The sequence below is a fragment of the Neorhodopirellula pilleata genome (assembly GCF_007859915.1).
Classification (GTDB): Bacteria; Planctomycetota; Planctomycetia; order Pirellulales; family Pirellulaceae; genus Rhodopirellula; species Rhodopirellula pilleata.
The window spans coordinates 659874-682933 of the sequence record NZ_SJPM01000001.1; the positions used below are offsets into that span (position 1 = coordinate 659874).

General features: G+C 55.7%; 14 protein-coding genes. 5 read left to right on the forward strand and 9 right to left on the reverse strand.

The window, feature by feature from the left end:
• Window positions 1-81 precede the first annotated feature (81 nt).
• A complete protein-coding gene (locus tag Pla100_RS02235; RefSeq protein ID WP_146576027.1) occupies window positions 82-4761 on the forward strand; it encodes a protein kinase domain-containing protein in 4680 nt (1559 codons plus the stop codon).
• Between the two features lie 185 nt (window positions 4762-4946).
• Here the strand turns inward: Pla100_RS02235 and arsS are convergent, their stop codons facing one another.
• On the reverse strand, window positions 4947-5990 hold the full coding sequence (gene arsS / locus Pla100_RS02240; RefSeq protein WP_146576578.1) for an arsenosugar biosynthesis radical SAM (seleno)protein ArsS: 1044 nt from the start codon (window positions 5988-5990) through the stop codon (window positions 4947-4949).
• Window positions 5991-6335: 345 nt separating this feature from the next.
• Between arsS and Pla100_RS02245 the strand changes: the two genes are divergently transcribed.
• Both Pla100_RS02245 and Pla100_RS02250 read left to right on the forward strand, forming a co-directional pair.
• Window positions 6336-7115 (forward strand): TVP38/TMEM64 family protein, encoded by a 780-nt coding sequence (locus Pla100_RS02245; protein WP_146576028.1) that lies wholly within the window; start codon window positions 6336-6338, stop codon window positions 7113-7115.
• A gap of 5 nt (window positions 7116-7120) precedes the next feature.
• Entirely contained in the window at window positions 7121-8638 is a 1518-nt protein-coding gene (locus tag Pla100_RS02250; RefSeq protein ID WP_146576029.1) for a mercuric reductase, read from the forward strand.
• On the opposite strand, the gene Pla100_RS32360 is transcribed toward Pla100_RS02250, so the two are convergent.
• The 4 genes from Pla100_RS32360 to ftsY all read right to left on the reverse strand — a co-directional run bounded on the left by Pla100_RS32360 (window position 8621) and on the right by ftsY (window position 12085).
• Window positions 8621-8875, reverse strand: a complete 255-nt coding sequence (locus Pla100_RS32360) for an ECF-type sigma factor (protein ID WP_146576030.1) — start codon at window positions 8873-8875, stop codon at window positions 8621-8623. The two genes, Pla100_RS02250 and Pla100_RS32360, sit on opposite strands and share 18 nt — an antisense overlap.
• A gap of 24 nt (window positions 8876-8899) precedes the next feature.
• On the reverse strand, window positions 8900-10162 hold the full coding sequence (locus Pla100_RS02260; protein ID WP_231602583.1) for a hypothetical protein: 1263 nt from the start codon (window positions 10160-10162) through the stop codon (window positions 8900-8902).
• A 310-nt stretch (window positions 10163-10472) separates the two neighbouring features.
• Complete coding sequence (gene miaE, locus Pla100_RS02265; RefSeq protein ID WP_146576031.1) at window positions 10473-11054, reverse strand: tRNA-(ms[2]io[6]A)-hydroxylase; 582 nt, start codon at window positions 11052-11054, stop codon at window positions 10473-10475.
• A 5-nt stretch (window positions 11055-11059) separates the two neighbouring features.
• Window positions 11060-12085 (reverse strand): signal recognition particle-docking protein FtsY, encoded by a 1026-nt coding sequence (gene ftsY / locus Pla100_RS02270; RefSeq protein ID WP_146576032.1) that lies wholly within the window; start codon window positions 12083-12085, stop codon window positions 11060-11062.
• 164 nt (window positions 12086-12249) lie between these two features.
• On the opposite strand from ftsY, the gene Pla100_RS02275 reads away from it, so the two are divergent.
• On the forward strand, window positions 12250-15876 hold the full coding sequence (locus Pla100_RS02275) for a protein kinase domain-containing protein (RefSeq protein WP_146576033.1): 3627 nt from the start codon (window positions 12250-12252) through the stop codon (window positions 15874-15876).
• A 365-nt stretch (window positions 15877-16241) separates the two neighbouring features.
• Here the strand turns inward: Pla100_RS02275 and Pla100_RS02280 are convergent, their stop codons facing one another.
• The 4 genes from Pla100_RS02280 to Pla100_RS02295 all read right to left on the reverse strand — a co-directional run bounded on the left by Pla100_RS02280 (window position 16242) and on the right by Pla100_RS02295 (window position 21177).
• Window positions 16242-18347 (reverse strand): hypothetical protein, encoded by a 2106-nt coding sequence (locus tag Pla100_RS02280; RefSeq protein ID WP_146576034.1) that lies wholly within the window; start codon window positions 18345-18347, stop codon window positions 16242-16244.
• A gap of 40 nt (window positions 18348-18387) precedes the next feature.
• Window positions 18388-19683 carry a glutamate-1-semialdehyde 2,1-aminomutase gene (hemL, locus tag Pla100_RS02285; protein ID WP_146576035.1) on the reverse strand — a complete coding sequence of 432 codons (1296 nt, stop codon included), beginning with the start codon at window positions 19681-19683 and terminating at the stop codon, window positions 18388-18390.
• A 556-nt stretch (window positions 19684-20239) separates the two neighbouring features.
• On the reverse strand, window positions 20240-20497 hold the full coding sequence (locus Pla100_RS02290; protein ID WP_146576036.1) for a hypothetical protein: 258 nt from the start codon (window positions 20495-20497) through the stop codon (window positions 20240-20242).
• A complete protein-coding gene (locus Pla100_RS02295) occupies window positions 20494-21177 on the reverse strand; it encodes a HEAT repeat domain-containing protein (protein ID WP_231602585.1) in 684 nt (227 codons plus the stop codon). The genes Pla100_RS02290 and Pla100_RS02295 overlap by 4 nt, the downstream gene beginning before the upstream one ends.
• Before the next feature lie 130 nt (window positions 21178-21307).
• On the opposite strand from Pla100_RS02295, the gene Pla100_RS02300 reads away from it, so the two are divergent.
• Entirely contained in the window at window positions 21308-22723 is a 1416-nt protein-coding gene (locus Pla100_RS02300; RefSeq protein WP_146576038.1) for a hypothetical protein, read from the forward strand.
• Window positions 22724-23060: the final 337 nt, after the last annotated feature.

The following is a 23060-nucleotide window of genomic DNA, read 5'->3' on the forward strand; positions in this document are numbered from 1 at the left end:
AACTCAGCCAGTATTGTTGAATCGCTGACCAACTTCAAAAGTCGTGCGTCCGCGACAGAACAGTTATCCGAGAGATGTCCCATGCCGAAACTTACCGACCACCCGAGCCGAGAGGAATTGAGTGCATACAGCCTTGGGCAATTGCCCGAGGAAAGAGCGATCGCTATCGATAGTCATATCAGCGAATGCGAGCCTTGCTGTGAGACCATCGTTGAACTGTCGTCCGAAGACACATTCGCAGGTTTGTTGCAGGAAGCCGGTCGATTGCCGACGGATCAGACGGCCGATCACGACAGTGCAACGGCAAACTCGGCTTCTTTCGACGACATTCCACAACCTCTGAGCGAACATCCGCGTTATGAGATTCTCGGCCTGATCGGCAAGGGTGGCATGGGCGACGTCTATCAAGCCCGTCACCGGAAGATGGAACGCACGGTGGCGCTGAAGGTCATCAATCGCGGACTGGTTCAAAAAGCGGAAGCTAGTGATCGTTTCCATCGTGAAGTCAAAGCAGCCGCACAACTTTCTCATCCCAACATCGTGACTTCGCATGACGCCGATCATGCCGGTGACTTCCACTTCATGGTGATGGAGTTCGTTGACGGAATTGATTTATCTCAGACGGTCAAGAAGCGAGGCGCTTTGCCAGTCGCAGAAGCGTGCGATTACATCCGGCAGGCAGCGATCGGACTGCAGCACGCACATGAACGCGGCATGGTGCATCGCGACATCAAGCCTCACAACATGATGGTCACGGCAGATGGCACCGTAAAAATCCTCGACTTCGGCCTTGCCTCGCTGGCGCCAGAAGCATTGGTAGAAGCCAGTTCAATCGAAGCTCGCGGCGAATTGACGGCGGCTGGCGCGATCATGGGAACGCCTGACTTCATATCCCCCGAACAAGCCGACGACGCTCGCAAAGCTGACATTCGCAGCGACATCTACAGCCTTGGGGCAACGCTTTATTATTTGCTCTCGGGTCGAGTGCCGTTTGACGATGGCAGCGTGATGCAAAAACTCAAAAGTCATGCACAGTTCGAACCCGCCCCGTTGAATTCGGTGCGCGACGACGTGCCTGAAGAACTTGTGGCAATCGCGTCCAGGATGATGGCCAAGGATCCCGACGAGCGGTATCTCACGCCAAAGGAGGTTGCAGAAGCGCTTGAGTCGTTCCTGCGAACTTGGCAACCGGGTGAGGAAAACACGCCTCGACAAGGTGCCTCAAGTGGTGGAAACGATTCCGGTTCAGGCGGGCAAGAACCCCTGCCTGACGATTCGAATCCCAGCCGGCTGCCTATGGTGGCAAAGTTCCTGCTCTACACGTCGCTATTTCCTATCGGGCTCTGCGTCGTGAACGAATTCGTTCCCCTGGGAATGTTTAGCAGCGATACGGATTGGGGCTGGTATATCTTGCTCCTATCGCTTGCTCTGTCAACAATTGGCGGCACCATGTTAGGTGTCCACCAGGGGATATCAAGCATTAGTGACGGGCAGCGCGCGAAAAGGATGACGACGGACAATACTCTCCTGATCATCATCTGCTTAGCCGTTTCTGCTTTTATTCTTTTAACCTACTTGAGCGATGATAACATGCACATTGAGGTCACGCCGCAGTCTGACCGCATGACTCTGGGGACACACCCCCTGACGATCGTTAATACTTCCGGAGAGAAGCCGTTCGGCGGGACACACAGGACCCATAACGACAAAGCCGCTGGGATCACAACCCATTCCTTCGAAAGCGCCAACGGTCGATACAAGATCACGCTGGTGGACAAAGTTCTGACAGTCAACGGCGAAAAATACACGCTTGAAAATCCGACCGACGCGATTCGCATCGTGGACGACCGAGTTGAAATCACGCGTGTTATGGTGGGACCTCAGAATGGTCAACCATCTGTTCGCGACAGTGTTCAGGTGAGTGACGCATTCCCAACGTTGCAGATTATGCGTGTCGAGGAGGAATCGACAAATCTCGGCAGTGATGTTCAGAGAACATGGAAGCTCCAGGGACGCGGATTGGACATGGTCTTCGCACAAATCCTGCACATTTCGAATGGAGAACGGCGGACCGCCTATCAAACGAAACTCGAATTGAATGACGCCGGTCACGGCGACCGGCAGGGACAACTCGTGCTCCACAGTCAGGATCGCCCGAATGACCAGGTGGCTTTGTCACTCGATCTCTCATTTGGAAACGATCACGGCGAATCGAAGTCCGAGCCAGTCTCCTTTGCAAAAGGGCTTGGTCTGAGTTCCATATCATCACAGAGCCTTTGGGATGCTCAGCACATCGATCAAGATGACATCGCGTTCCTTTTGACCCGGGCTCAATATCCGTCCGATGAGAAAGGCAGCACCAGGCATCGCATGGACGACCTCGGGGCCATGGTGCGGGCATCCCAACAGGGAGCAGAGTTTCTGGTCGTCATCCTGCATTGGGAAGCCGTACGCTGGAAGCCGAAGGGTACCACCAACAACGGCGAAGTCACAGAGCGGATACTCGACCGGATGAAGAAAGCGTACGCCGAGTGCAAGTCCTACCGTGATTCCGGCGTCATCAAGTCTGTGTTTCTTAAGAACACTGTCTCACCCGAATTTACTGTTGAGTATTCGTTCGATACCGCATTTGTGCGTCCCGACCGGTTTCGATTCGAAATCAAGGACGAGGATGACGAGAGGTCGCTGATCTTTGTCAACGGGCAAGACCTTAGAACCTGGTGGGACGTGGAACCGGGAATCCAAGAACCGGAGTCGCTGGAAATCGCCATGTCTCAAGCGATTGGTTTCACGGGGGGAGATGTCGGTCGAATTCCGGGCATGCTCATGCCGCAAAGACTGGGGGGGTGGGTTGACTTGGACCTCATCGACCCGAAGCCGATCGAAGACGGCGAGCTGCAGAACATTGAATGCTTTCGTTTGGAATACAGCTTCCGCGACGAGCAAGTCACACTATGGATCGATAAGCAGTCCTATCTCGTTCGACGGATTGACGAACGGATCAAGGCTGACGACGTTCGCATCGAGCGGACGACGACCTACGATCCAACGATCGACGGCGAGATTACGGATCAGATGCTCGAATTCGATCCGCCTGCTCGGCGAACCGCCGATGACAGTGCGAATACACTTCCGGACTCGGCCCTCGGCGAGCCAGCGGAAGCAGCGTCTGCGTCGGATGGGTCGGCGGCAACTGGTGACCCAGATACGTCGCCCAATGCCAAACCGATCACCGAAGAGGAAGTTCGCAAGCTCGTCCGGAGGGTTGCCAAGGATTCCGACTTCAAGCAGCTTCAGGGCGAGTGGGAATCTGCCTCGGTCACAGAAGGCGGAAAACAGCTTACCGCCGAAAGCGGCTTTGCCGGTCTCCTGCTCCAGATCAAGGGCGACACGTTTGCCATCACGGAAAGGAAGCGGAACGGTGCGAAGTCAGAGGTCGATACGGGCCGCGTTGAGATCAACAGCACAACGTCCCCCAAGACGATTGACTTCCTTGGCCGCGCCCAACCAACGATTGGCATCTACGAGATTAAAGACGGTGCGCTGCGAGTTTGCTTGGTCGAACACTCCGGGACTGAAAGCCCTCGGGGTGAACGCGTCCCTGACACGCAACCCTTGAAACGTCCCACGACCTTTGAATCTCCGGCTGGCAGCAAGGTAATGCTGCTGGAGTTTTGTCCGATGGCAGAAAACGAGTTTCAAACCGTCTCGCAGCTGATGCGTCAAGCCAATCAACCTGACCCTGGCAGTCAGTTGGCGATCAACGAATTGCTCCGCCGTGAGAACGGGAGCCTGCTCGACAGCGATCAATTGAACGACCTCATCGACCTGATACTCAAACACCAAGTCGACCGGGAACGCCGCTGGCGGACCGGGATGGGCGACCTGATCGAAGAACGCTGGGTCGATGGTAAGCTGGATCGCGACATCTGGGAAAAATACACCGCGCAGTTCCTCGTCGACATATGCGAACTCAAGGTCCGGCCGCGGATCGTGATCGGCTCACCCAGTGGTGTGCTCGTTCAGCGGAACTTTCGGGACTTGCGGTGCGGAAGCGGCAAGTACATCGAGTTTCTGCTTCGAGAAACCAACGGGGTCACCCGTGTCGGTTCCACGATCGTGGGGCGTGTCGACCTTGCCAGGACCACAATCGGGCACGACAGTGAGGCGTCTTCGGCCAATTCAAGCGCCCTCACCGAGCAACAGTGGGAGCCCATCAAGCCTGGGAAACAAAAGATCACCTTCGATGTTGAGTTGGCCATTCTGGAATCCGTCGGCCCGGAGGGGGATGAGGGGTTAGACGTCTTCGCTTCTCGGAAGGCCACCTTGGAGACAGAGGCGACATTCCTGCCGGCGGGCCAGTCGACGGTCAATCTCAACGTGGACCCAGCGATGAAGGCCGAAGTCGAACGCGCCATTACGCTCAAGCGTGTCGAGATGGGTCCAATCTCACAGCCAACGACCGGCGCGAATTATTCTGCAAGGGTCGTACTCGCCGTCCAGCCGCGGCCGATCGACAATATCTTCACCATCGTTCTGAAGGATGGTGAGACTGAGTACGACGCTGGATCGTACGCTCACATAATCGCGGCGGGAGATGGAAACGACCACCGCATCAACATGGCGGGCATCGCAGGCGACCTGAGCGGCAAACGTATCGACGTGATCCTTCGCCCAGCCCCCGGCGAGGCAGAGAATTCAATCGACCTCTTCGAAATCTGGGGCGAAGAAATTGTCTTCGAGGACGTGCTGGTTCAGTAGAAACAGCAGAAATGAGCCGAAACAGCAAGGCGTGGACCTTGGTTGAGATGGCATGGGTGTTCCGCTCATCGCCCATTGGCCAGGAAAGGTCACGGCCGTTGCGGTGGACGACAAGTCGTGGATCTCCGCCGTCGACCTACTGCGAAATCGCCGGTTCGAGTTTTCCCGAGGGATAGACGACGGTCTTATTTGACCAAGCTGCCACCGCAACTTGATCCACAACCTGCCGTGCATCCATAGCAATGGTTGGCGGTTCGAATGGCGCGTTCGGCCAGTAGGTCGTCCGTCAGTTGCGAGATGTGAACTCGCTCTGCACCTTCAGCGACCACAAGGTCGAGCATTTGATTGAAGTCGCAATCATAAATCAATCCGTTCCAATCTACCGAGATCAGAGAACGGCACATCAAATTGTCGATGGTGCTTGGATTGAATTTCTGAATCAGCTTCTCCATGTACTCATCGTACTTGCCGCGTCGCAGCAGGTCGTCCAGGAATCGACTGACCGGCATATTGGTGATCGTCAGCAGATTGTTAAACTGAATGCCATATCGGGAGTCCAGTTCTGACTTGTATGCGGCCTCCAGTTCATGTTGCCCTGGAGGTAGACCGAGACCAGTTGGATTGTAGACAAGGTCAAGCCGCAAATCGGAGTTCGGCTGTGCGTAACCAAGTTCGTTCAACCTGCCAATGGCTTCGATCGACTTGCCGAACACTCCGTTACCCCGCTGGGCATCGCAGTTTTCTTCTAAGTAGCATGGCAGTGACGCGACGACGCTTACCTGATGCTCGGCTAAGAACTCTGGCAGATCCGTAAAACCATTTGCTAGTAAGATCGTGAGATTACAACGATCGATGACTTGCTTGTCGAGCTTCCGCGCTTCTCGGACCAGCATTCGGAATTGCGGATTCATTTCGGGAGCGCCGCCGGTGATATCAAGCGTTTTGACCTCAGATCTCGCCAGAAAGTCCATCACGTGTTGGGCAGTTTCGTGCGACATGCTCTCACGACGATCTGGCCCAGCATCGACATGGCAATGCGTGCATGTCTGGTTGCATAACTTGCCGACGTTAATCTGCAGGGTGGTCAGTTGCTTGCGGTAGAGCGGCAAAGCGACGTGCTCGGCAAGCTTATCGCTGAACGCAACGACGGGGCTACATTGCAAGATATGCAATTGCTCGCTGGGTGAAGCTAGCCGGTTCCCCGTGCGGACTAAAGTTTTGAGTTTCATAGTTAGTTGTTTGGCAAGTTCGATGCGGTAGAAACCGGCGTCTTCGAAGGCTTTCAAGAATTCATCTTCCCAAAACCTACCGGAAAGACAACCTGATCATTTTCCGAACAATTCTCGATCAGACATGAAGCTGGTCTCAACCGTTGGCACGTCGATTTTAGGGGGAAGACTCCCCTTTGCGATTATTGCGCCTATGCGTGAAACCCGATAGAGCATGAATAACAACCAGCCGCTGAGAGCTTAGAATGGTGCAGATGAATCAAATCTGATTCTGGCCTGTAAGCTTGAGCGGTTTGCGCCGACAACGTTTCGCTTACCCCTTTCCATGTAAAGACATCCGCCGCAATGGTCATCGACCCCGATTTTCCGCACTCTGACGAGTCGGCCAAGTTATCCCAGGAAGGGGATTCTCCTCAGAAACACGGGAACGCACTCAAGATCGGCTTGCTAGCTATGCTCGCAGTTGCGGCGTTAGGGGGATATTGGCTGATTGGGGATCGGCTGTCGTTGGAGTACCTTGCGACGCAAGAATCTGCTCTGCGTGAATACCGCCAAAGCTACCCGTTTTTGGCGGCGTTCGTGGCCATTGCGGTTTATGTCGCGGTTGCGGGGTTTTCGCTGCCTGGAGCGGTTGTGCTTACGTTGGCCTGCGGCTGGTATTTTGGATTCTGGCAAGGCCTGCTCGTCGTTAGTTTCGGCTCGACTGGCGGAGCGACAATGGCGTTCTTGATGACACGGTACATTCTTCAGGATTGGGTCCAGCGAAAGTTTGCGAAACGGCTCGAATCCGTTAACGATGTCTTTGATCGCGAAGGAGCATTCTACCTCTTCACACTGCGATTGATTCCGGCCGTCCCATTCTTTGTCATCAACGCAGTCATGGGGCTGACCAAGATTAGTGCGATTACGTTTTGGTGGGTTAGTCAGATTGGCATGTTGCCCGGAACTGCAGCCTACGTCTACGCAGGCTCGACGGTTCCCAGCCTGACGCAACTTGCGCAAGAAGGAGTTGGCACGGTCATCAGTTGGCAATTGTTTCTCGCGTTTGCGATTCTCGGACTGCTACCACTCGTGATCAAACGCGTCATGGCTGCCGCGAGATCATTCACCCTTCAAAACGACTGAAAAACATGAGCTATCTCGAGCAACTAGAACCCGCTGACCATCACAACCAAACTTTGCAGTCGAATGTCCATCCGATCGACTGGACTAATCCTGTGCCTGATGGCCGCTATCACCTCGTCGTTATTGGCGCTGGCACCGCAGGCTTGGTAACCGCAGCCGGAGCCGCAGGGCTGGGAGCTAAAGTCGCACTCATCGAACGCGGATTGATGGGAGGCGACTGCTTGAATGTGGGTTGTGTTCCTTCCAAAGCTCTGATCTCTGCCGCGCGGCAAGCAGCAGCGATACGCGAGGCCGGGCAATACGGAATACAATCGACTTCACCGAAAGTTGACTTTGCCGAAGTCATGCAGCGCATGCGACGACTGCGGGCCTCAATCAGTCCTCACGACTCAGCGAAACGGTTCAGTGAGCTTGGGATCGATGTCTTCTTCGGCCAAGGTACTCTCACGAGCAGCAACACGGTTGTCGTGGGAGACCGAACGCTTCATTTCAAGAAGGCAGTCATCGCCACAGGAGCCCGTGCCGCTGAGCTACCAATCCCAGGCTTGAAGGATACCGGATACCTCACTAACGAGACTTTGTTTTCGCTGACGGAATTGCCCAAACGATTGACCGTCATCGGCGGCGGTCCCATCGGCTGCGAGATGGCTCAGTGCTTCGCTCGCTTCGGATCACATGTCACACTAGTTGAACAAGCATCGCACATCATGAGCCGCGAAGAAGAAGACGCTGCCTTGATCGTTCAAGATGCGATGCAAAAGGATGGCGTCGAGATCGTACTTGATGCGAAAGTGATTCGTGTCGAGATGGATGGCTCTGATCGCGTGGTTGTCGTGTCGCGGGCCGGACAAGAAGAACGAATTTGTGGCGATCAGATTCTGGTCGGCATCGGCCGAACACCGAATCTCGATGGACTCGGACTTGAGGCCGTCGGTGTGGCGGCGCATCCAAAACACGGTGTTGAAGTCGACGATCGATTACGAACGACCAACACGAATATCTACGCGGCAGGCGATGTCTGCTCTAAGTACAAGTTCACCCATTCGGCGGACTTTCTCGCTCGTATCGTCATTCAGAATACGCTGTTCATGGGACGAGCCAAAGCCAGCACGCTGATTGTTCCCTGGTGTACGTACACGTCTCCTGAAGTCGCGCATGTTGGTATCTATCCCCAGGAAGCAGCCGATAAAGGCATCGAGTTAAACACCTTCACTCAGCCACTCTCGGGCGTTGACAGAGCCATACTCGACGGAGAAATCGATGGATTCGTTCGAGTGCATTGCAAGAGAGGCTCCGACCAAATCCTCGGTGCCACGATCGTGGCTGCGCATGCCGGTGATATGATCGGCGAGGTTGTCATGGCCATGAAGCATCGCATCGGCTTAGGGAAGATCGCATCCGTCATTCATCCCTATCCAACTCAGACGGAAGCCGTCCGCAAACTGGGTGACCAGTTCAATCGAACCAAGCTGACACCGACCGTCAAGTCGCTGTTCAGTATATGGTTACGTTGGACACGATAGGTTGATACGAGGAACCTGCTCAAAAAGAATGCGTTGCTTCGCCAACGCGGCTAGGCCAAGAAAGTGTCGGCGATTTCGCCAAGTCCGTTGTTCGCTGCCATCAAGACGTAAGAATGCCTCATGGATCAGAGTTGTTGCCTGCGGAACTTGACCTACTTGCTCGTGCTGCATTCGATTTTCCGGCCCGTTAGCGCGGTTCATCAGTTGCACAAGCCTCTTCGAACCATGCGGTCCCATACATTCGCTATGGCGGTGGGTGGCTTAATCGGTCGCAATGTTCGATCCGAGATCGGTCAATCGAAACGATTCGAAGTCGTTGCCGATTCGTCTTGTTTGCATTTGTTGCAATGACTTGCGAGCGTCGCAGTAATCCAACGCCAATACCCGCAATGACGTCGGTAGTTGCCGAATGATCGCGTCGGTATGCGGGTCCGCATTCTCGAAAATCAATCGATCGACCCAATCGCCATGAACGTCGACACCGCTTGGATCCAACTTCGACGCGACATGACGGATCAGATTGGACAGCGAGTGTGTCGGCGTGGTCGATCGTATCTTTTTGGCTTGGGCACGCAACATCTGCTCGGTTTCGATCAACGTTTCGGCTGCCATCCATGCGTCCGGGTCACCTTCGGCATGAACGGCAACGACAAACCGGGCTTGGCCGATCGCACGCATGGCATCTTGGTCTTCGCCCAAGACCGGGATGTGGGAAAACGCTTCGGACACCGGGTGACCTTCGGCGGGTTTTCCGATCGCGATGACCGAAACATCGAGCAGTCCGGCGCGGAAGCCCTGTGGGACTCCAAAGGTGACTTTGAATTCTTTCTCTCCTTCGAGCACTTGGCTCGATGTCCAACGCAACTTGTAATAGACCCCGCGTCCCCGTTCGATCGTGCCTGCGGCGGTCACGGCATGCAACGGAGCCTGACGATCGAACTGAGTGGATTCGAGATGTTTTTGAGCTTTGTCGAACCCCATGTGACCGCTTGCGCCCACGAATGCTCCGTGCACCTTGATCGGCGCGGCGTCACTGGACATTCCGAATGACGACGATCGCTCGTCGGTAGTCTTGATCTGAATCGGACTGGCGTATTCGCTAGCCGTTTCCGTGCGTGGTGCGTAATCGACCACTCGCCAAGAAGTCGATCGCGGGACACAGCGAATCATCCAACGATCAATGTCAGGTAGCTTGGAACCACAGACCAACGAAGAGAGTCGTAGGGACACCTCGACGGTCTCGCCAACTCCGCCGGGCAATACGATGTTTTCGTCGACGTTCGAGACGGGGATTGCAACCGCAGTCGGAGGCAAATCAAAAGAAATGCATGAGGCGTCGCCGGCGGACACGCCAATGGACGCGGGAAGGGTTGCCAAAGCGACGGTGATCGCGGGGATCCAACCAAACAAGCGAGCGGGGGCGGTCTTCATTTTTCGTTCTCCGTTCCGATACAGTGGGCTGCGTTGCCGAAAGTTCGCGTGGACGATCCATGTCAATGACAGAGACGACAATGCGAACGACATGCCGGTTCATCCGACGGGCAACCGATCCCTCGTGGATACGGGCGATTCATAGCTGTTCGAACCGCAACGCAATCATGCCGTTTGAAAAGCGAAAGGCAAGTCGAAGTAAGCCGATGCTCTCGTGCAGCGTCTGGCAACGCAGCATCCACCATCCGTGAAACAATTAGCTGTTGGCTATTGGCTGTTGGCTGTTGGCTGTTGGCTGTTGGAATCCACCTCTCGCTTCTCGCCACTCGCTTCTCGCTTCTCGCTTCTCGCTTCTCGCTTCTCGCTTCTCGCTTCTCGCTTCTCGCGTCGCCGTGAAACTCGTTTACGAGTGCATCCGAGGTAAATCGCTGCCGGTGGCGATGATCTCCGCTTCCATTTTGGACAGTTGGTCGAGTCGCTCTCGGACCAACGCACGCGGGGCAAAATGTTCGGCCAAGCGAACGTAGGTCGTGTGGTGCCGTGCTTCGCTTTCGAACAGCCCGGCGTAAAAATCCGCAAGCTCGGAATCTCTTTCGCGAACGTGCTCACTTAACAACGAAAATCGCTCGCAGCTTCGGGCTTCAATCAACGAAGCGACCAGCAAGCGATCCACGGCCCGGTCTGGCTCGGCCGACCGGATCAGACGATTCAACTCCCGGCCGTAGGGGCCGACCGCTAACCGCCGAAAGGGAATCTGACGTTTTTCCAATATCTCGATCACCATGAAGAAATGTTCGAGTTCTTCTTCGACGACCCGGCTCATTTCACGGCACAGTTCAAGATCTTCGGTGTACGCGTTCATTAGGTTTAGCGCCGTCGTCGCGGCTTTGCGTTCGCAATGAGCGTGATCGATCAGCAGTTCATTGAGGTGTTGATCGACGTGCAACAACCACCGCTGTGTCGATTCGGATTGCAGATGCAACATCGCGTTTACCCCTTCAACAACGCTTCGGCAAACGAATCCGGATCGAAGGCAGCCATGTCTTGCATGCCTTCACCGAGACCGACGAATTTCACCGGCAATTGAAACTGATCTCGAATCGGCAACACGACGCCGCCTTTGGCCGATCCGTCGAGTTTGGCGAGCACGATGCCGGTGCATCGGGCCGCTTCGCTGAACCCTTTCGCTTGACTGATTGCGTTTTGTCCGGCGGTTGCGTCGAGTACCAGCAACACTTCATGCGGTCCGCCCGGCAATCGCTTGTCGATCACTTTGCGAATCTTTTGCAGTTCTTGCATCAGATTGCTTTGCGTTTGCAGACGTCCGGCGGTATCGATGATCGCGTAATCGGTCCCCAAACTGATTGCTTTATCGACGGTTTGGTAGGCAACACTGGCGGGATCGGCGCCGCTGGCCCCGGTGACGATCTCGCAACCGATCCGTCCGGCCCAAATGGTTAGTTGTTCCACTGCGGCGGCGCGAAACGTATCGCCGGCACCGAGCACCAACGAATGTCCTTGGGAATGCAGCAAGTGAGCGAGTTTGCCGATCGAGGTGGTCTTGCCGCTTCCGTTGACCCCCACGACGAGGATCACCGTCGGAGGGGAATCGGACTTGGCCAATCCGCCGTGGTCTTGTCGCAACTGTTGTCGTATCTCGTCGGTGATCGTTTCAATCACCTCCTCCAGTTGCACGACACGCCCACGAAATTTCTTGGCAACTTCGTCCTTGATCAAATTCGCTGGTTTGATGCCCATATCGGTGCGAATCAACCTGGCGAACAGCTCGCCGAGGAACTCTTCGTCGACCAGCCGCCCTTCGCTCTTGAAGAGGTCGCGAATATCGGTCGCGAGCACCCGGCGGGTTTTATTCAAACCACCCGTGATTTTTGCAAGCACGCCACCAGAACCGCGCGGTTGAACCGGTTGAATCGTTGGCTCAGCATCGCCCGATCCGGTGGTCGCGGCGGGCGGGGTCGGATCGGGGTCAGATTTCTTGGAACGCCAAAACGCCATCGGGTATCAATTTCCTGCGGTTGAATCGAGATTTCCCGAATTGTGCCGCGCCGGCTTCGTTCTCACCACCCGGCGTCGGTTTGTGTTCGAGAGATCTCGGTTATACTGTTACACTGATCGGGTGGGGCGTCCCACACATCGCAATTCTTGTGCAATCCATCTCCATGGCCGTCCAAATTCAACGCGGACTCGAAATCGTGCCCGGCTATACGCTGGTCCGGCGCGTCGGTTCTGGAATGGCGGGCGAGGTCTGGGTCGCTCGAGCTTCCGGCGGCGTACACGTGGCGATCAAGGTCATTCGCGATATGAGCATGGTCGGGTCCAAACGCGAACTCGGCGCGCTGCGGATTGTTCGTGAGGTCAAACACACCAATCTGTGCCCATTGATCGGGGTGTGGTTCTTCGACGCCAACGGTGAACTACTGAGCAACTCAGCGACCGATGAGATTCTCGGCCAAGAGTCCTCGTTGATCGATACCGACTTCCTGTCGACTCAGCACCCCCTATCGGGAGATTTGAGAGAAACGCCGGCGGTCCGACTGGGGCCGAACCGTTCGGAATCCAAGGAAGACCGCTTCGACGCGCACAGTACGGTTGGGCCGGATGAAAACGACATCACCGGTGGCGAGCTCGAAGAAACCTCGGACATCTCGGGTTACCAGTCGTTTCGCGGTCCTGCCGACGATAACGGGACGGAGGAATCCTCTTCGCCGCTCGGCGAAGCTCGACAAATGGTCGTCGCGATGGGATTGGGTGATCGTACGTTGTTCGATCGCCTCGTCGAGATGCGGGCGCCGGACAACCAACCCACTCAGCCCGATCCGCTGCACCTGCCCGGAGGTATCCACGCTAAGGAACTGATTCGTTATATCGCCGGGGCCGCGTCGGCGATTGACGAATTGAATCTCAAACACAATATCTATCACTGCGATATCAAACCGCAGAACATTTTGGTCGTCGGTGGCAACGCTCAAGTGTGTGACTTCGGGTTGGCCCGTCGTGTTCACGAAAACCGGCGGACTCAGTTGGCCATCGGTACGCCCGCCTACGGCGCACCGGAAATGTTGTTCGATCAAACTTACACGAAAACGATCGATCAATATTCTCTGGCCATTACTTACTACGAACTCCGAACCGGCAAGCTGCCTTTCGAAACGACACGACGATCGACGTTCTTGCGTGCCAAGGCCCAGGGCGAATTGCTGCTCAATCTTTTGCCGGCGGCCGAAGAAGCGGTCATTGCGCGGGCGTCGGACTTGGATCCCGAACGACGCTACCCCACCTGCACGGATTTTGCCGAAGCCCTCGCCGCCGCGATCGATGCCAAACCGGACGAACCTAAGCATGACCCAAAGCGATGGATGATCGCGGGAATAAGCAGTGGGATTGTCGCCCTGGTCGTAGCGTCATGGGCAATCATGAACTTCGGCAATAACGGCAACGATCTGGTCGACAACGGGACTTTCAAGGATCTGCCAGACCTCCCCGCGGAGATCGTTGAAGCGGTTCAGCCAACCGAAGCCGCCGCAATGGATTCGGACACCACAATCGAACCAACCATCGGTAAGGGGCCAACTGCCAGCGACAAACAACCAAGCGGGGAACCAATGACGGTCGTCGAACCCGCGACATCATTAACACCATCGCCACCGCCGCCACCACCTCCTCCGACGCTGGACGATTTCATCGCCGAAGCGAACGATCAAGCCACTCAATTAATCGAGCGATTCGGCGAGCTGGGTGGAACGGCCAACGGACAGGCATTGTCCAAATCGGTGATGACGGAAATGCAGTCGTGGCTTGACCAACTCGCACAAGTCCGCGAACTGCCACCGCTCCGCGACGGCGTGTCGGCGTCGCTCCCCGACCCACTGCAATCGAGCGTATTGCAATCCGGGTTACCGGCGACCGGTTGGGATCTTCTGGACCGCTCGACGCGGATCCCTGCCACGTTCATTGCCGGAGTCCTCGCTTGGGACTCAGGCCGTAGTTCCAACGCTTTAGAACTTTGGTATTCGATCCAGAACGAGAACGAACTGATTAGTTTGATCGACCCGACGCATCGTCGCGGCGTCGTCGAACGCGTCCTTCCACGCTTGATCCAAGGTACCGGTGTCAATGACTCCAACACGAAACAACATCGGTACGCTCGCTCGACCGCGAGTTATCAAGGAGTGCTGAACTTGCTGGCAGACTTTTCGGTCGATGTGGCCGAAATGCGGCGTCAGGTCGACGGACAGCGTTTTCTGCTCAGTGCCGCCAAGAAGGACCCGGAATCAGGTTTGAAACTTTGGCGATCGTTGCGGTTGAACGAACAAGAAACAACGCCCCAGGCGGGATTTGCATTGGCAGGTCTGGTCGACGTTCGGCTGGCCCAATCACCGCCGAAGGAAGAACGCGGCAACCTCATCACTGAGCGGATCGTTGCTTGTCAGCTTCAGGACCCACTCACCAACCAAGACTCGGTGCCTCCATCGGACCAGACGGTTGCTAACTACAACTTACTGCGATCCGAAATCGAGTTTCCCGACGACGGACTGCCCATCGTCCCTGATGCGCTTGCCAATTCAACGGTTGAAGATTTTTGCGTCCGCTTCGCCGGAGCCTTGGTCGGGCTACCCGCTGCCAAGGGTCATGATGTTTTCTTAGCACGACTTCAAGACATCGAGCGGGTTGCAGGGATCGCATTAGCATTGTCGGACGAGGACTCGCGGCAAGAGGCGATGCGATTGATCGCGGCGGAATCATTCCTGCAGACTCGATACGAACAAAATGACGATGTTCCGCCGACCCGCATTATCGAGCGATTGCGAGCCTATGGCGGCTCAGAATCAAGTGATTCCGTCAACGACGTATTTGTGAACTCCCGCATCGCCGACCAGAACGGGTATCTGGCTCGCGACGAAAAACAGATTCGGAGTTCCTATCAACGTGCCCAAGAACTCTACGGTCGTGTCGTCGATGATCCCAAGACACCCGCCGACCTTCGCGCGAGCGCCCTGCGATGCCGAGCAAACCTACTGACGCGGATTGCTGCCATCAGTAACGACGAAACGATTGTATCACTGCTCGACCAAGCCGCCGCCGACTCGGAACAATCGTTGAGCTTGCCCTCACGCTGGCATTTGGACAACGATGATCGATTGATGACCGCCGCCGAGGTCAATCTGGCGATGGTTCGGCTGATCGATTCGTTGTCGGTGCAGCGAAAACAAGATTTCCTCGATGATGCCGATCAATATCTCGCCCAATCGATCGCCGAACGCGACCGGCGAGGCTATCCGTCCCACCCCCATGCAACCGCACGACTCAACGGATACCTATTGGACCTCATCGACAGTCCGCCCGGGCCTCGACGAGATCAAAAAAGTCTTGATGCTCGCCGTTGGATGCAAGCCAACGCGACAGCACCGTTAAATCCACCGGTCGGCGATATCACGATGACGATCAATACCACTTCGTCGCGTTTGCGATGCCACTGGCATTGTATGTGTTCGATGGTGCTCAGCGAGTTGAATGCAAAGAGTTCGGCACTTGCCCAGATTCAGTACGCGTACCAAGTCGGCCAAGAACAATTGGACGTCGGTGATGATCGTCGACATTTAGCGACATTGGTATTGACGCGTCTCAAGAGCACGGCATTGTACGCGAGTATCGCCGCCGGGCGAAAACCAGACGCTGACTTGATCGACGAACTCATCGAACTGTTGAACTCGATTGAAGACCCCAAGCCCGATTACCGGGCAAAGCAAGAGCTATTCTTAAACGATTTGCAGGCGATGAAACGGTAGATTCCCATCGACTTCTGGATCAGCGATCGCTGCGTTCGATGTCTTTTGAGCGCATTGGATACAAGCCCGAGGCTCGACGGCTCGTTGAATGAATCTTAATCCGACGCGTCACGCGCGGTTGGTTTCATCGTAACCCGAAGCGTCAGCGAGGGATTGAGCGTCATTAAATCCTCTGCAGGTATCCCTCGCTCACGCTTTTTGAAGTTGCGCTTTTTTCGTAACCCGCTGCGTAAGCGAGGGATCATTGATATTGACTCATCCCTCGCTAACGCTTCGGGTTACGATGTGGACGAATTCAACACGCCGTTACGCGTCGGGTTTGTATGAATGTGGTGTAGCCGTCTTTAGTAATTGTTTGACGCGTATCACTCACTCAAACCATTCAACCACGTTCTCAATTCGGGATCTTCCGGCGGGTTAGTCAACAACATCAACTCGGCTTTTGCGATCGCTGCTGCTCGATCGCCGCTTTGGAACTGACAACGGATCGCTTCCACCTGCGCCTCAATACCGCCTGGTGCATCGCTTGGTAAACCCTCAGCGAGTTCCGTCCACAGTCGCGAGGCCAACTTCAAATGAGCCAGCCACTGGGGATGCGATCGAGGCGTCGTTGATAGCGTCGATGCCATGAACCGTAGCCATTGTCCTGGGTCGGTCGATGCCCTCATCTGCGTTCGCATGAAATCCAATGCTCGGTCGGTCTGACCGTTTTGGACCATCCACCGCAATCGATCTCGCTCGGTACCGCCGTCATGTTGCAATAAAACGGAAGCAATAACGGAAGCCGTCTCAGGACGTTGTTCGATGTCCCTTTGCAATCGCCATCGCACCGCTGCCTTCAAATTGGAATTTTGTTCGATTCGATCCCAAAGATCACCGAACGTGGTCACTTCCGGCGTTGTTCGGAACTCGGCAAGACGTCGAAAGATCGGGTCGATGATCTTGTTGCTCTCGGGGATGGTGTCGCCTAGGAGGGCAAGCAAACAAAGTCGCAACTGCTCCGTATCGAATTGCTCATTCGATTCGTCCAGTCCTCCCAACGTCCCCCGCATGACCGACAAGGCTTCCCGGTAGTCGTCCGCCGCAAGCACCGCACGAGACCAGAGTTCGCGGCTGCGTATCGGGGTGGTTTCGTTTGCGTGATCGATGGGAACCGTCGTGGCGAACCGGGCCGCCTCCAAAAGGTCACCCTTTCGCGAGAGAATCTCGATCAACCAATCACGGGCTGATCGGGAAGCATCCGATTGAGGCCACGACAAAAGACATTGTCTCAAAATCGTCTCGACCTCGTCGTCGTTCGCGGTGACCGATTGACTTGCCAACGACGCTGCTTGCAAGACGAGATCCGCCGATTGAGGCCGATCGGAAAACCGCCCCGCGACTTGCAATAACAGCTCCTTGCCCGCATCTGGCTTGGTTAACTTCTGTAAGATTGCGGCGGAACTGACCGCCGAGTCGATCGCCCGATCCGCTCGGTCGTCTTGCACCGACGCCTTCGCGAACGCGATCGCGGCTTGCAAAAGTTTCTCGGTGCGGTAGTAGTAACGCCCGTCGGCTCGCATCAATCTTGGATCGGACGTGACTTGTGACGGCTTCTCGCTGAGTTGCCGTTGGCGAGCGACCCATGTTTCGGCGCGACGGCGGGCAAACGGACCACCACGTATTTCGATCGTGTCCAACCAATTCCCTAATTTCGCCGCATCTCGCAATGGTGACGACCAAAGAAACTCAAGCATGGCGAGGTCCATCGCGGTCGAGTTTGCCGCGTTGACCGGATCGGCACCGTAAAACGCTCGCAGCGACCGTTCCGCTTCTTCATATCGGCGATTGGCCAGGTCGATACGAACCGACATCACCAATTTCTCCGGTGCAGTGGATGGTGCTGAAGCGTCTTTTTGTGACGACCAAACCTGTTGAGCCGCCCATCCTTCGCCGGCCTGCAGGTGGGCGTCGATCAACAGCCGATTGAGTTCGCCCGCAACCAAATCGCCCGGTCGCTGACGTCCATCGATTTCGGAAGGGCGCGATGGCAGTTCAGTGGACGCGGCTTGGATCAAACGAACGGTTTCATGGGCCGCTACGACGGCGTCGGGCGATCCTGCCAAGAAACATTCTGACTGCATGGCGGAAAGCTCGATCCGACGCAGCCAGATCAGACTTCGTTCGCGACGTAGCGATGCGATCGCCTCCGCGTTCTCGACTGGATCACCATCGCGTTGCCGTTCGGCAAGCTGACGATGGGTTCGGTCAAGCTGACCGGATAAGTCGTTGTCGACTTGTCGTCGTCGGTCGATCAAGCGGAGGATCAAGGATTCCGGTGCCCCGTGCACGATCGCCTCCGTAAAATCCTTTTTCAGGGTCTCGATTTGGCTTTCAGTGGTGTCCCGGTTGTCCAGCTCGATCCGGTTCGTAGTGGTCGTTTGACCGGTCGCTGACTGGATGTTCCAACCACAAGAGACGATCAGGAGCAAGATCTCGATAGGTCGAGACCATTGGTTGTTCCAAAGAAACTTACAAAGAGGCGAGTACACGGGCGGCCGCGTCGATGGTTTCATCAATGATTGCTTCATCATGCAAGCGGCTAAAGAACAACGCTTCGAACTGACTGCACGGCATGTAAATGCCTTCGCCGATCATTCCCCAAAAATATCGCCCGAACGCTTCACGGTCACAACGATCGGCATCGGACCAACACGTCACCGGATCTGGGTGGAAAAACAACGTCATCATACTGCCCACATCGGCAACGGTGTGAGGAATTCCCGCTTCGGTGGCAACGCGATCGAGCCCGTCGGCGAGCCGGCGTCCCATCCGTTCGAGCTGTTCATACGGCGGATCATTCTTGAGAATCTCCAGCGTCGCCGTGCCCGCCGCGACCGCGACCGGATTCCCGCTGAGGGTTCCCGCCTGAAACACTTTTCCTGCCGGCAGGACTTGATTCATGATCTCGGCTTTTCCGCCGTACGCCCCCAGTGGCATTCCGCCGCCAACAATCTTCCCGAGGGTGGTCATGTCCGGCGTGATGCCGAATCGTTCCTGAGCACCGCCGAAGGCGACACGAAACCCGGTCATGACCTCGTCAAAAATTAAGATCGAACCATGTCGCGAGGTTAGGTTGCGAGCCGCGTGTAGAAACTCCATCGTGGGAACGACGCATCCCATGTTCCCGACGACGGGTTCCAAAATCAACGCGGCAATTTGATCACCCATTTGCGTGAACGCCGCCTCAAGCCCGGACACATCGTTGTAGGAAAGCACGATCGTGTCCATGCCCGCCCCCGGTGTAACGCCTGGTGAATCGGGGACGCCGAGCGTTGCCGCAGCGCTTCCGGCGGCCACGAGCAGCGAATCCACATGACCGTGATAGTTGCCCGAAAACTTCACGATTTTATGACGCCCCGTTGCGCCGCGGGCGACCCGAATCGCGCTCATCGTCGCTTCCGTACCGCTGTTGACCAATCGAACCTTCTCGATACTCGGGACCGCCTCGATGATCTGTTCGGCGAGTCTCGATTCCGCTTCGGTGGGTGCTCCGTAACTGGTCCCACGCGATGCCGCTCGCGTGATTGCCTCAATGACGGGTTGTTGGGCGTGACCCAATATCATCGGTCCCCAAGAACCGATGTAGTCGATGTATCGCCTACCATCGAGATCAAACAAATACGGGCCCTCGGCTCGCTCAATGAACAGCGGGGTACCGCCCACGGCACCGAACGCCCGGGCAGGCGAGTTGACTCCGCCGGGCATCAAACCGACCGCCCGTTCGAACGCGGCGCGACTGCGCGGTCCGGCTGAAGAAGACGTCATGGAAGTGGACGGATTTGCTGAGGTCATCGGTTGGGCTGAGAAAGAGACAACAAAATGTTTAATGTGCGATGCAGCATCTAATTTAACGTAGCGGGATTCGGAGGAATTCCAATTGTATCGGGCAACTCTTGCGGGCTGTTGATTGAATTAGCCGTACCGCGTTAGCGGCGTGTTGATTTAGTTCGCATCGTAACCCGAAGCGTGAGCGAGGGATACATACAGAGGATTCAATGGCGTTGAATCCCTCGATCAGCGGGCTGTTGATCTAGTCCTCATCGAAACCCGAAGCGTGACGGGCTGTTGATTTAGTTTTCATCGAAACCCGAAGCGTGAGCGAGAGATACTTACAAAGGACTTAATGGTGATGAATCCCTCGCTGACGCTTCGGGTTACGATTAAATCAACACGCCCGTGAGTGAGGGATCTATAAAGAAAATTGAATGGCGTTCAATCCCTCGCTGACGCTTCGGGTTACGATTAAATCAACACGCCCGCTTGCCAAGTCTGGACGACAAAATACGTCCCGACGAAAGAGCAAGCTAGGGTTGGCAATGAGTCACCGGGCGGATTCTTCGCGAAGCGTCGGCGTCGCGTAAGCCGGGCGTATTTCATTGAGGATCGACCAACCACAACCACCCGCCACGATCGCGATCAAGAACCAAATGCCTCGAGCGGTCGGCTTGCCGAATCGTGAAGAGAGCGCCGCCATGGAGCGAATTTGATAGGGCCGGTTCCAGGGTCCGCAAGCGATCGCCAACGCGATCACTGAAACACCAATGGCCAAGCAGCCCACTAACAGTTCATCCGAAATCACGTCAACCCGTTCCCACTGTCACTTTGCCGCATCCGTCGACGAATCAAGCGACGCTGCATCCTTGCGGTTTCAAGATCAGGATTGATATCCAAGCAATGATCCAGTGCTTGCAACGACTTTTCCATGTCTCCCCGAAGGAATCGAATCTTGGCGAGGCTTTGCCATGCCAAGTAGTGAAAACGACAGTGCCAAAGACAAGCTTGGTAGGACCTCTCGGCTCGCTCGTAGTCTTCCAATCCGTGCCAACAGATCGCCAATTGATGATGGGCCTCTGAATACGTCGGCGCGTGTTCGATCAAGATCAACGACAACGACAAAGCGGCCGCGTATTCGGCACCGTCGTTGAGATGCATGACACGCAACAGTTGTTGATGATGCAGAGGTGCGGCGTCACGAATCAAAACGGCCCGGAAAGAATCGTCGGCAACCAATCGAACTCCTCGATCATCGTTGGAAATCGCACGGCCGAGAGAGTCAAGGCAACGGTGATCACCGAGCATTCCCAATGCCAAAGCCGCGGCACGGCGTTGCTCGATCTCGCCCCGCTGAAGCAGTACCATCAGCGTCGAAGGCGTGTAGTATTCATCCACCTCATGGGCAAAACGACACGAGTTGGCGGTTTGAAGGTAGCGTCGATAGGCCGCAGCCAACCGGGTCGTGTGAACAAGCGGGGTCGTCACGTCAACATCCATAGGGATTGGAATTTTCGGTTCAATCGTTTTTTTCGCTGTCGTCTTCCCGATCGTTGTCGGGCATTCAGGAGAACGGCTTTTTTCGATCCCCTTCGTTTGACTTTTCGATGTTAGACTGATGAATCTGATGGGCAAGATGGCAAATCAAAAAGAGTTGGAACGAATCGTCGTGAACTACTGCGAAGATCCCCCGCCGCCGCCGCGCGGATTTCGCCCGATGAAAGGCCGAAACCGCGTAATTCGTTGGTTTTGGGCCCCATTTTATGTCCTCGTGTCGATTGGATTGATCGCCGATTCGGTCGCCACGGCCCAGCCGCCGCCCGAGAGCCCTTTTTCGGGCGAGTCGCTTCGACATACGAAGATCACGTTAACCGTCCAGAATCAGGCCTTCAGCGACGTGTTGCGACAGCTACTCGAAACCGTCAACATGGGTATCCAGGGAAAAACGGGCGATGTATCAGCCGAGCCCGTCGATCGCGATCGTCCATGGTCTTTATGGCTGGACCGTCGCGTCGATCCATCTCAAACCGTCGACGTGACTGTCGACGCGACTCCCGCCGCCAAGGTGATTGTGGATGTCCTTGAACCGATCAGCTTGACGGCCTATCCGCTTCCCGGCGTACTGCTGGTCGGACGCAGCGAATGGGTGGAGTCGACGCTGGCATGCTTGCCGACACCCCCGATCGCGAAAAATCGAGCCGACGCCAAGCAAGCAGATCAACGGGAGCTAATCTCGATCGCTTGGCCTAGCGGAACGACAGCCGCCGAAGTGCTCGCCATGGCAGTTTTGAATCAATCCAACGTTGATTCCAAAAAGACTCCGGATTGGTTGCCGCACGACGTTTGGGGTGGTGGCCGTTTGATCCGAGTCGACCCGACGCTCGCCAGTGCGTTGATATTGGCACAATTCGACCTTCGGTTGCGGCGCACCAATTCGCTCTTACCATTGCTCACTCGATCACTCGACGCCGGATCGAGTGGCGTGGAGGTCACCGGTGCCGCTGTCCGTTCCGATGCATCTCAAACCCCCGTCGGCTTGCCATCGACGGTTACCCGATGGGCCGAAGATGAGCAAAAGGATCCGTTCGCAAACTTTGAATTCAATCAATCTTACCCCGCCGGCGAAGCTGCTTTGGCCGTTCGGCAAGCGATCCAGCGGAATCAGCTTAAGGCAAGCGTCCGCAGTTCCAACAACGCACTGAACATCCGCACGACGGCCAAGAGTCACTTGATTCTATTGAAGACGTTGTGGTCAATCGTGCCAGAGAATCTGTCGCGAAGGAAGCCTTCGGATTCCGAACCGGTGTTCGATCTCAAACTCGTCAACAAGCCGGTAGGCGAAGTTCTCAAACAGGTCGCCGCCTCGGCGGGCAAAACCATTCGATTCGAGCCGGGGACCGAACTTGCCACGGAGCGATTAGTAACTTTGGATGCGGTCAAGAAAACGCTCCATCAACTGGCCCAAGAGGTCGCAGGACAAGTCGGCCTCGACGTGAATTGGGAAGACGAGCAAGTCATCGTTACTCGACCATAACGCGTTCATCTGTTTACCCCGAAACTCCCGGCCTGGATCGTTCAATCGATCGAAGTCCGACCAGTCGCCCGAATGCGCGGGAAACAGCTGGTCGATTTTCAGACAGATTGATCGTCGGCGTGTCCGCCATTCTTAAGCTAGTGGTCTGTCACAGCTAAAAGTTAGAGTAGTGGATCTTGTTAAAGATCCTGTAGCGGTCGGATCTTTAACAAGATCCACTACAGCGAACCCTAATGTTTAGCTGTGACAGACCACTAGTGGACAAAACGCGGTCGCCTTCAACTCGTTTGGCAAGACATTTGCACTACTGGATGGACATACGCCTTTGAGGCAACCG